We start from the raw sequence: 11,113 nt of genomic DNA on the forward strand, positions 1-11,113 counted from the left end.
CCGGTGCGGTTCAGTTGGCACGAGGCGCTGCTGAAAAAGGGTGAGGGCGATGCGGTTTCTTAAGTTTTCTTTGACGTAGAGAAGGACATCGTCCATGTCGAAAGTACAAGGCATCACTGAAATGTTGGGAATCTTTCCGTGCCTGGCCATGGGACGGCGAAGGCGCCGATTGAATTCCGAAGAGTTGAAACTGGTGGAGCGCTATCGGGAACTGTCGGAAAGCGACCGGATCGCGATGAGGTATCTGGTGGATGCGATGAGGAGTGTTTCGCGGTTTTGATCTCAGCTGGTCACCGTGAGAGCCATTTGGCCTTCACGGTGGCCAGGCTGGTTAACCTGTCCGCGTCAGCGTCGGCTATGCCAGCGTCAATTTCTTGCTGGAGGACTGCTTGCTGGTCGAGCTTATGGAGATACGTCTCTGCAAACGAGGTATCACATGGAATCATTTCGATGTCTCGCTTGACGCTGCGAGTTTCGTTCATATGGATATAACTCATTCAGCAGGACAATCAATTGAAAGGATTCAAACCTAAGGGACGGACTGTGAAGTCTGTCCCTTTTTTCAGCTCGCTTTATTCCTTCAACGACAAGTGCCAGCAATTGGGAAGGGACGCTGCACCTGCATCAACTCAGGCATGTCACGCCATTTGACCCAGGCGTGATGTTGGTAATGCAGCAAAGGCACCGAGACTCCGGCCCAATTCAGAGAGCTCAGGCTTGGCAGGTTTTCCACAGGCGCTGATTTCGCATCACGTAGCGAGGGGATGACTTCGTTGCTCAGCCATTGGCGCAGGTTGCGGTTTTCCGGGACGAAGTGGTGAACCAGCAAGGCGTACATGCCTGACTCACTGATCATCAGTGTTTCGACCGTTTTGCCGTCCTTGCGGAGCCAGACGCTGCGACGCTGATCGGGGTCGAGTTTCAAGGTGAGGCGTTCATTGAGTGGTTTGCCCATCAGGCGACCAAGGTCCTGGGCGCAGAACCAGGCTTGGTTGTCTTGCATGAAGGCGTGGAGGAAACGGTTGTGGCGGGTAAAGACGGTGGGAGTGAAATAAGGAAGGGGCGAGTCTTGAAAGTGCATTGGCATGGCGTGATTTTCCGTTTTGACTTGGAAAGTCGCCCCCAACCCTTCGACGGGTTGGGTGGCGGACCGAGTGGCGTTCGAAGTCGGGACACTTCCAGGTCAAAACGGAAGCCGAAAGGCCCGCGCCACACGGCCCGCCATAATGCAGAACTGAAGGCATAAAGCAGCCACAGTCCTATGGGGGCACACGAGCACCGTTTTGACTTGTTCCGGCTTCGACTCCGGGCCGCTGATTTGGCAGCGACGGAACAAAGCCTATCGGTCAGGCACTCGCGGCGCCAAGTCTACTCTGGCGACGCGTGTCGTAGGAATCGAGGGTTTTTCAGGAAGGTTGCGTCTGTAGGAATTTCCTGTTTTTGCACTTGCTACAGAGAAGCGGCACCTGAGGTGCAGTTTTTCAGTTAGCTATTCGAATATTGGGAATACGTAATCCTACGATCGGCGGCGGTTACAGAGGTGACGGGGCCTTGGGGGCGCCGCCCGGATCGGTGGTTATTGTTTTGTTTTCTTTGGGGTGGAGCCTGGTGGTGCGTACTGCCGGTTTCTGCCTTGAAACCGAGGTGACCCCTATCGCTGGCAAGCCAGCTCCTACAGGTTTTGTGTGAGTCAGGAACGACGCGGACGTGTAGGAGCCGGCTTGCTGGCGATGCTTTTTCTTAGTGCTTGAACATCACATGCCGAACGACGGTGTAGTCCTCCAGCCCATACATGGACATGTCCTTGCCATAGCCGGACAATTTCTGACCGCCGTGGGGCATTTCGCTGACCAGCATGAAGTGCGTATTCACCCAGGTGCAGCCGTACTGCAAACGGGCGGATAGGCGATGGGCGCGGCCGACGTCGGCGGTCCACACGGAAGAGGCCAGACCGTAGTCCGAATCGTTGGCCCAGCCCAGCACTTGTGCTTCATCGGTGAATTTGGTGACGGATACCACCGGCCCGAACACTTCGCGACGGACGATTTCGTCGTCCTGTTGCGCATCGGCCAGCACGGTCGGTTCGAAGAAGAATCCATTGCCCTCAACCGCTTTGCCGCCAGTGATCAAACGAATGTGCGGCTGAGCGATGGCGCGCTCGACGAAACCGGCCACGCGGTCGCGGTGTTGCGCGGTGATCAGTGGGCCGAGTTCGGTGGACGGGTCATCCTGCAAGCCGTACTTGATGCTGCTGACGGCCGCGCCAAGCTTCTCGACGAATTTCTCGTAGATGCCTTCCTGCGCATAGATGCGGCAAGCGGCGGTGCAGTCTTGCCCGGCGTTGTAGAACCCGAAGGTACGGATGCCTTCGACGGCGGCGTCGATGTCGGCGTCGTCGAAGATGATCACCGGGGCTTTGCCGCCCAACTCCATGTGCATGCGTTTGACGCTGTCGGCGGTGCTGGAAATGATGTTCGAACCGGTGGCAATCGAACCGGTCAGCGACACCATGCGCACTTTCGGGTGAGTGACCAGTGGGCTGCCGACGGTAGGACCACGGCCGAACACCAGGTTGAGCACGCCGGCCGGGAAAATCTCCGACGCCAGTTCGGCCAGACGCAGGGCGGTCAGCGGGGTTTGTTCCGACGGCTTGAGCACCACGGTATTACCGGCGGCGAGGGCCGGGGCGATTTTCCAGGCGACCATCATCAACGGGTAGTTCCACGGCGCGATGGATGCGATCACGCCCACCGGATCGCGGCGGATCATCGAGGTGTGGCCGGGCAGGTACTCGCCACCGGCCGAACCGCTCATGCAACGGCTGGCGCCAGCGAAGAAACGGAACACGTCGGCAATCGCCGGGATCTCGTCGTTCAGCGCGGCACTGTAAGGCTTGCCGCAGTTGTCCGATTCCAGTTTGGCCAGCTCTTCGCCGTGGGCTTCGATGACGTCGGCGAGTTTGAGCAGCAGCAGCGAACGCTCTTTCGGCGGGGTCTGCGACCAACTGTCGAATGCGGCGTCGGCGGCGCGTACGGCGGCATCGACCTGGGCTTCGCTGGCTTCGTTGATTTCCACCAGCACACGGCCCAGCGCGGGGTTGAACACCGCTTGGGCGGGGCCTTCGCCGTTGAGCAGTTGGCCGTTGATCAAGAGTTTGGTTTGCATGGCAAGTGTCCTCTTACAGACGATTGTTTTTTTCTGTGGAAGCCGGTTCTCCTGTAGGAGCTGGCTTGCCAGCGATGGCGTCATCAGATCCAGCATCTAAGCCGGTTGACCTACCGCTATCGCCAGCAAGCCGGCTCCTACAAGGTTTTTTTTCCACAGTTGGAAAGGGTTGTCGGTTACTTGCCGCCACTGCCCGCAACGCTTTCGCCGCCGCGGGTCAGGTAATAAGCACCAAGGATCGGCAGCATGGTCACCATCATCACCAGCATTGCCACGACGTTGGTCACCGGCACGTCCCGTGGGCGGCTGAGCTGGTTGAGCAGCCACAGCGGCAGGGTGCGTTCATGGCCGGCGGTGAAGGTGGTGACAATGATTTCGTCGAACGACAGCGCAAACGCGAGCATGCCGCCGGCCAGCAACGCCGAGCCGAGGTTCGGCAGGATGATGTAGCGGAAGGTCTGCCAACCGTCGGCGCCGAGGTCCATCGAGGCCTCGATCAAACTGTGGGAAGTGCGACGCAAGCGGGCGATGACGTTGTTGTAGACGATCACCACACAGAAGGTCGCGTGGCCGACGATGATGGTGAACATCCCCGGTTCGATCCCCAGTGTTTTGAACGTCGCCAGCAACGCGATACCGGTGATGATCCCCGGCAGCGCAATCGGCAGGATCAGCATCAGCGAGATGCCTTGCTTGCCAAAGAAGTCGCGGCGATACAACGCCGCCGAAGCCAACGTGCCGAGCACCATGGCGATCAGCGTGGCAATCGAGGCAATCTGCAACGACAGCTTGATCGCTTCCAGCACGTCCGGCCGCGAGAACGCCACGCCGATCCACTTCCAAGTGAAACCCTTGGGCGGAAAGCTGAACGCTGCGTCTTCGGTATTGAAGGCGTACAGGAAGATGATCAGGATCGGGAAGTGCAGAAACACCAGCCCGCCCCAAGCGGCGATTTTCAGACCCAGTGAAGCCTTTTCAGAGTGCATCGAAGGCCCCCAGACGTTTGACGATGGACAGGTAAATGGCGATCAGTACGATCGGCACCAGAGTGAAGGCTGCAGCCATTGGCATGTTGCCGATGGCACCTTGCTGGGCGTACACCATGCTGCCGACGAAGTAGCCGGGCGGGCCCACCAGTTGCGGCACGATGAAATCGCCCAGGGTCAGTGAAAACGTGAAGATCGAACCGGCGGCAATGCCCGGGATCGACAGCGGCAGAATCACTTGCATGAAGGTCTGGCGCGGCTTGGCACCGAGGTCGGCGGAGGCTTGCAGCAGCGACGGCGGCAGGCGTTCCAGCGAGGCCTGGATCGGCAGGATCATGAACGGCAGCCAGATGTAGACGAACACCATGAAGCGCCCCAAGTGCGAGGTCGACAAGGTGCTGCCGCCCACGCCCGGAATGCCCAGCACGAACTGCAAAACCGGCTCCAGCCCCAGGTGCTGCACGAACCACTGCGCCACGCCGCCCTTGGCCAGCAGCAACGTCCAGGCGTAGGCCTTGACGATGTAACTGGCCCACATCGGCATCATCACGGCGATGTAGAAAAACGCCTTGGTCTTGCCGGTGGTGTAACGCGCCATGTAGTAGGCAATCGGAAACGCGACGATGGCGCTGGCAATCGACACGACAATCGCCATGCCCAAGGTGCGCAGGATGATGTCGAAGTTCGACGGCTGGAACAGCGCGGCGAAGTTCGCCAGCGTCAGGTCCGGCGTGACCGCCATGGTGAAGTCATCGAAGGTGTAGAAACCTTGCCACAGCAAAGTCAGCAACGAGCCCAGGTAGATCGCGCCGAACCATAGCAGCGGCGGCACCAGCAGCATCGACAGGTACAGGTTCGGCCGGCGATACAGCAGGTTGGAAAACCTGCGCAACGGCGAGCCGCCCGAAGGGGATTGAGAAACAGCCAAGGTGTTCATGTCACACCCCACCCACAACGGTGTCGTGCAACTGGACCATCGCTTCCCGCGCCCAGCGTGCGCTGAGGCGTTGCCCGGTCTGATGCTGCGCGCTGGTGTCCAGCCACTGGTTGTTGGCCTGGCTGATGTTCAGGGTCTGGCCGTTTTCCAGTTTTAGTTCATAGCGCGTGGCGCTGCCCTGGTACTGGATGTCGTGCAGCAAACCGCTGACTTCGATTTCGTGGCTGGCCAGCGGACCCTCGGCGAAACGCACGTGTTCCGGACGAATCGAGAACGGCTGCGGATTGCCACTGAGCTGCTTGGCCAGGTCACCGCGAATCACATTCGAGGTGCCGACGAATTCGGCGACGAAGGTGGTCGCCGGTTTCATGTACAGGTTGCGCGGTGTATCGACTTGTTCGATACGGCCCTTGTTGAACACCGCCACGCGGTCGGACATCGACAGCGCTTCGGTCTGGTCGTGGGTGACGAAAATGAAGGTGATGCCGAGTTGGCGTTGCAGCTTCTTCAATTCGCTTTGCATTTGCTCGCGCAGCTTCAGGTCCAGCGCGCCGAGCGGTTCATCGAGCAGCAAAACCCGTGGACGATTAACCAAGGCACGGGCCAGGGCCACACGCTGGCGCTGGCCGCCGGAGAGCTGTACCGGTTTGCGCTCGCCGTAGCCGCCGAGGGCAACCATGTCGAGGGCTTCTTCGGCTCGTTTCAGACGTTCAGCTTTGCCCACGCCTTTGACTTTCAGGCCGTAGGCTACGTTGTCGCGAACGTTCATGTGCGGGAACAGCGCGTAATCCTGGAACACGGTGTTCACGTCGCGCTGGTACGGCGGCAGGCCGGCGGCCTCTTCGCCATGAATACGGATGGAACCTGCGCTCGGTTGCTCAAACCCGGCGATCAGGCGCAAACAGGTGGTTTTGCCCGAGCCGGAAGGCCCCAGCATGGAGAAGAACTCGCCGTCCTGGATGTCGATGGAAACCCGGTCTACGGCTTTCACTTCGCCGAATAGACGGGAAACGTTGGTGAATTGGACTGCAAGCTTCATGGTGCGGTGCTCCAAAAAGACGAAGGCCGTCGCAGCGGCCCTGCCTGGACTTCTGAAAAAGCTGAATCGGTAGAGAAGAGCGCTTCGCGCTCTATCGCTGGCAAGCCAGCTCCTACAGGGGTACGTGGACTGTGTAGGAGCCGGCTTGCTGGCGATAAGAGGCGTTAACGACCGCCCATGATCGCGATGTAGTCCTGGGTCCAGCGGCTGTACGGCACAAACTTGCCGCCTTCAGCCTGCGGGGTTTTCCAGAAGGCGATCTTGTCGAACTGGTCGAAACCGTTGGTCTTGCAGCCTTCGGCGCCGAGCAGTTCACTGCCCTTGCACGCTGCCGGCACCGCTGGCAACGAACCGAACCACGCCGCTACGTCGCCCTGGACTTTCGGTTGCAGCGACCAGTCCATCCACTTGTAGGCGCAGTTCGGGTGCTTGGCTTCGGCGTGCAGCATGGTGGTGTCGGCCCATCCGGTGGCGCCTTCTTTCGGGATGGTCGAAGCGATCGGCTGCTTCTCGTTCATCAGGCCGTTGACCTGATAAGGCCAGGCACCGGAGGCGACTACGCCTTCGTTCTTGAAGTCGCTCATTTGCACGGTGGTGTCATGCCAGTAGCGGTGGATCAGCGGCTGCTGGGCGCGCAACAGATCGAGCACGGCCTTGTACTGTGCCTCGGTCAGTTCGTAGGGGTTCTGGATACCCAGTTCCGGTTTGGTTGATTTGAGATACAGCGCCGCGTCGGCGATGTAGATCGGGCCGTCATAGGCCTGCACACGACCCTTGTTCGGCTTGCCGTCCGGCAGGTTTTCCGCGTTGAACAACACACCCCAGGTGGTAGGCGGGGTCTTGAATACGTTGGTGTTGTACATCAGCACGTTCGGGCCCCACTGATACGGGGTGCCATAGGTTTGATTGTTGACCACGTACCACGGCGCATCCTTGAGGCGAGGGTCGAGGCTCTTCCAGTTCGGGATCAGCGCGGTGTTGATCGGCTGCACACGCTTGCCGACGATCAGGCGCAGGGACGCGTCGCCGGATGCCGTCACCAGGTCGTACCCACCCTTGGCCATCAGGCTGACCATTTCATCGGAAGTGGCGGCGGTTTTCACATTGACCTTGCAGCCGGTTTCCTTCTCGAAACCGGTGACCCAGTCGTAGGCCTTGTCGCTCTCGCCACGTTCGATGTAGCCGGGCCACGCCACAATATCCAGCTGACCTTCGCCGGCGCCGACCGCTTTGAGCGGCTCGGCGGCCTGGACACTGACGCTGGCCAGCAGCGCGGTGGTGATTGCACTGAGCAGTGCGGTCTTGTGCACGAACATGGGGTATCCCTCTTCTTTAAATTATGGTCGGGGCAGTTTTTGAACGTGGTTTTCAACGTCGTAAACAAGATCCTGCAGGAGCAGGCTCGCCGGCGATGAGTCCCTCAAACCTTGCGGTCTCCTGATGGACGCCATCGCTGGCAAGCCAGCGCCTACAAGGGCACCGCTTTGTTCCAACGTTTCAACATCAATGCCTTTACGGCTAATTGTTAGCGTAGTGCTCTTTTACAAATGCTGTCCGTGGCGCGCCATGATGTGCCGCACCACGCTGTAGTCCTGGAGCGAGTCGCTGGACAGGTCTTTGCCGTAGCCGGAGCGTTTCAAACCGCCGTGGGGCATTTCGCTGACCAGCATGAAATGGCTGTTGATCCAGGTGCAGCCGTACTGCAACCGGGCAGCGACCTGCATGGCCTTGTCGAGGTTCTGGGTCCAGACCGACGAGGCCAGGCCGTATTCCGAATCGTTGGCCCAATCCACCGCTTGTTCGAGTTGATCGAAACGGGTCACGGTAACCACCGGCCCGAACACTTCGCGCTGGACGATTTCATCGTTCTGTTTGCAGCCGGCCAGCAAGGTCGGCTGGTAATAGAAGCCAGCGCCGGAATGCACGGCGGCGCCGGTTACCCGTTCAATGTGCGGCTGGCCGAGGGCTCGTTCGACGAAACTGGCCACGCGGTCGCGCTGGCGGGTGCTGATCAGCGGGCCGATTTCATTGTCGGCATCGCGTTTGCCGGCAAAGCGCAGGCTGCTGACGGCGGCGCCGAGTTCGGCCACCAATCGGTCATGAATCCCGGCCTGGGCGTAGATTCGGCAGGCGGCGGTGCAGTCCTGGCCAGCGTTGTAGTAGCCGTAGGCGCGCACGCCTTCGACCACGGCTTGAATGTCGGCATCGTTGCAGACAATCACCGGGGCCTTGCCGCCGAGTTCGAGGTGGGTGCGCTTGAGCGTTTTCGAAGCGGCTTGGAGGATTTTCTGGCCGGTGACGATATCGCCGGTCAGCGACACCATGCGCACTTTAGGGTGGCTGACCAAATGGCTGCCGACGCCTTCACCGCCACCACAAATGATGTTGATCACACCGCGCGGCAGGATCTCGGCCAGCGCCGGCGCCAGGGCCAGGATCGACAGCGGCGTGTGTTCCGACGGCTTGAACACCAACGTATTGCCGGCGGCGAGGGCCGGGGCGATTTTCCACGCGGCCATCATGATCGGGTAGTTCCATGGCGCAATCGACGCCACGACCCCGATGGGATCGCGCCGGACCATGCTGGTGTAGCCAGGCATGTATTCACCGCTGAGCTGGCCAGTCTGGCAACGCACGGCACCGGCAAAGAAACGGAACACATCAACCGTAGCGCTCAGGTCATCCTGACGGGCCAGGTGCAGCGGCTTGCCACAGTTCATGGATTCGAGGCGAGCGAGCAGGTCGGCGTTTTTTTCGATGGCGTTGGCGATGTCCAGCAACAGGTTCGAGCGTTGCTGCGGCGTGGTCCGTGACCAACCGGTGAAGGCGCGGTGGGCGGCGAGGATGGCCGCTTCGACTTGTTCGGTGCTGGCTTCGGCGATCTGGGTGAGAACCTCCCCGGTGGCGGGGTTGAGAATCGGCTCGACGCAGCCTTGTCCGGCGACTAATTCACCATCGATCAACAATGCGGTGAACAACGGGGTCTGCGCGCCAGCCATTTTTCGGGTTCTCTTTTCTTGTGTGGCCATGCTGCTCCCTGTGACTGGGGCTGGCCGTCTTATATAGATGTAACAAGACTAGTGCGCGGCCCCGAGGTCGACAAATACTAAATACTGAAGGTGGCGTTCGATTAAATAGATGGCTTGCGTTTGCCGTGGGGTTGTTCACGCGCGACGGTGAGAAACGGATCCACCAACGCCGGGCGGGCGGTGCCGCGACGCCACGCCAAGCCGATATCGAGGGTCTGGTTCAGGTCGGCAATCGGCCGCGCTTCAATGATGTCGCCTTCCAGCGACCAAGGGCGGTAAGTCATGTCGGGCTGGATCGATACGCCCAAGCCGGCAGCCACCAGGCTTCGCACCGCTTCGGTCGAGGCGGTGCGCAGCGTGATGCGCGGCTGCAACGACGCGGCGGACCACATGCGTTGTGCGTTGCGGTCCATTTCATCGACGTTCAGCTGGATCAACGGCTCGCGAACCACGTCGGCGAGGTTGATGCTGTCGTGTTCAAGCAAGGGATGCTGGGCCGGCAGCCACAAGCGATGGGGCGAATGAGTCAACACTTCGGTCTGCAAGGCGTGGCGATCTTCGAGGTTGGAGAGGATCAGCACGCCGACATCAATCTCGCCGCTGACCAACAAATGCTCGATGTAGGGGCGCTCGTCTTCCATCACGCGAATTTCAACGTTGGGGTAGGCGCGCTGAAAACGGGTGAGCAAGTCCGCCAGGTAATAACCGGCCACCAGGCTGGTCACGCCGATGATCAACTGTCCTGCGACCTGGTCGGTACTCTGTTGCAGGCTGCGCTTGGCGTTATCCACCGTGGCCAGAATCAGGTGTGCCTGGCGCAGGAATTGATGGCCCTGATGGGTCAGCGTCATGCCCTTGGCGTGACGGCTGAACAGGCTGACGCCGATTTCTTCTTCCAGCTGCTGGATCGCCAGGGTCAATGTCGACTGGGAGATGAATGCCGTTTGTGCGGCAGCCGAGATCGAGCCGGTCTCGGCAACGGCGATGAAGTGGCGGATTTGACGCAGGGTCATCATGGAGAGGGTACCCGGTGGGCTGTTTTTATCGATTTGTTACAGTGTATATCGATAATTCTGAAGGAGGATTCAACCTGTCAGCGTTGACGCGCTGTCGAGCAACATCTGGAAGCACTCTCGCTGGCAGTTTTCGGGCACTTTCGATCTAGTCTGGTGGCCTGAAGGACCGGTTAAACCTTTTTATGGAGGCGCAAATGATCACCCGTGGATTGCTCGAGCAGTTACTCAAGTCTGGCCAGGACATGTTGCAAAACAAGGCCGGCAGCGCGCAGAACAAGGGGGCGAGCAGTAGCTCTGGTGGCCTTGGCAGTTTGCTTTCCGGTGCCAGCGGCGGTGCATTGGCGGCGGGGGCAATGGGGTTGCTGCTGGGTAACAAGAAAGCCCGCAAGGTGGGTGGCAAGGTGGCGGTCTATGGCGGTCTCGCGGCGTTGGGCGTGATTGCCTACAAGGCCTACGGTAACTGGCAGACCCAGCAAGGCATTGCACCGAAGACCGAACCGCAAACCCTTGACCGGTTGCCGATGGCCGAGGTCGAGCAGCACAGTCAGGCGATTCTCAAGGCGCTGGTGGCCGCGGCCAAGGCCGACGGGCATATCGATGCGCGTGAGCGCGAGCTGATCGAAGGCGCGTTCACCAAACTGGATAACGATCAGGAACTGCAACACTGGCTGCACGCCGAGCTCAACAAACCGCTGGACCCCAGCGATGTCGCCCGCGCTGCCAGGACCCCGGAAATGGCCGCCGAGATGTACATCGCCAGTGTGATGCTGGTGGATGAAGAGAGCTTCATGGAGAAATCCTATCTCGACGAACTGGCACGCCAGCTCAAACTGGAGCCGGGGCTGAAGGCCGAGCTAGAGAAGCAGGTTCGCCAGGCTTCGATGTAGTTTGTTTGCTTAAAAGATCGCAGCCTTCGGCAGCTCCTACGGGATCCGCGTCAT

10 protein-coding genes are annotated in these 11,113 nt (G+C 59.9%); 2 read left to right on the forward strand and 8 right to left on the reverse strand.

The window, feature by feature from the left end; all coding sequences use genetic code 11:
• Positions 1-94: 94 nt before the first annotated feature.
• On the forward strand, positions 95-280 hold the full coding sequence (locus QYH43_RS01840; protein ID WP_095058665.1) for a hypothetical protein: 186 nt from the start codon (positions 95-97) through the stop codon (positions 278-280).
• 300 nt (positions 281-580) lie between these two features.
• Here the strand turns inward: QYH43_RS01840 and QYH43_RS01845 are convergent, their stop codons facing one another.
• The 8 genes from QYH43_RS01845 to QYH43_RS01880 form a co-directional block, all read right to left on the reverse strand.
• On the reverse strand, positions 581-1,087 hold the full coding sequence (locus QYH43_RS01845; protein ID WP_095151981.1) for a Bro-N domain-containing protein: 507 nt from the start codon (positions 1,085-1,087) through the stop codon (positions 581-583).
• A 653-nt stretch (positions 1,088-1,740) separates the two neighbouring features.
• Positions 1,741-3,165, reverse strand: a complete 1,425-nt coding sequence (locus tag QYH43_RS01850) for a gamma-aminobutyraldehyde dehydrogenase (RefSeq protein WP_095151982.1) — start codon at positions 3,163-3,165, stop codon at positions 1,741-1,743.
• Positions 3,166-3,341: 176 nt separating this feature from the next.
• Positions 3,342-4,151, reverse strand: a complete 810-nt coding sequence (locus tag QYH43_RS01855) for an ABC transporter permease (RefSeq protein WP_095151983.1) — start codon at positions 4,149-4,151, stop codon at positions 3,342-3,344.
• Complete coding sequence (locus QYH43_RS01860; protein WP_053162175.1) at positions 4,141-5,088, reverse strand: ABC transporter permease; 948 nt, start codon at positions 5,086-5,088, stop codon at positions 4,141-4,143. The genes QYH43_RS01855 and QYH43_RS01860 overlap by 11 nt, the downstream gene beginning before the upstream one ends.
• A 1-nt stretch (position 5,089) precedes the next feature.
• On the reverse strand, positions 5,090-6,127 hold the full coding sequence (locus QYH43_RS01865; protein ID WP_095151984.1) for an ABC transporter ATP-binding protein: 1,038 nt from the start codon (positions 6,125-6,127) through the stop codon (positions 5,090-5,092).
• 164 nt (positions 6,128-6,291) lie between these two features.
• The gene (gene ydcS / locus QYH43_RS01870) at positions 6,292-7,443 is read right to left on the reverse strand and encodes a putative ABC transporter substrate-binding protein YdcS (RefSeq protein WP_095058672.1); all 1,152 of its coding nucleotides are present in this window, start codon (positions 7,441-7,443) and stop codon (positions 6,292-6,294) included.
• A gap of 225 nt (positions 7,444-7,668) precedes the next feature.
• Positions 7,669-9,156, reverse strand: a complete 1,488-nt coding sequence (locus QYH43_RS01875) for a gamma-aminobutyraldehyde dehydrogenase (RefSeq protein ID WP_095058673.1) — start codon at positions 9,154-9,156, stop codon at positions 7,669-7,671.
• A 101-nt stretch (positions 9,157-9,257) separates the two neighbouring features.
• Positions 9,258-10,172 carry a LysR family transcriptional regulator gene (locus tag QYH43_RS01880; protein WP_095058674.1) on the reverse strand — a complete coding sequence of 305 codons (915 nt, stop codon included), beginning with the start codon at positions 10,170-10,172 and terminating at the stop codon, positions 9,258-9,260.
• 194 nt (positions 10,173-10,366) lie between these two features.
• On the opposite strand from QYH43_RS01880, the gene QYH43_RS01885 reads away from it, so the two are divergent.
• Positions 10,367-11,059 carry a tellurite resistance TerB family protein gene (locus tag QYH43_RS01885; protein ID WP_095151985.1) on the forward strand — a complete coding sequence of 231 codons (693 nt, stop codon included), beginning with the start codon at positions 10,367-10,369 and terminating at the stop codon, positions 11,057-11,059.
• The last annotated feature ends 54 nt before the right edge of the window (positions 11,060-11,113 follow it).

It is taken from the genome of Pseudomonas sp. C32, assembly GCF_030417915.1.
Classification (GTDB): Bacteria; Pseudomonadota; Gammaproteobacteria; order Pseudomonadales; family Pseudomonadaceae; genus Aquipseudomonas.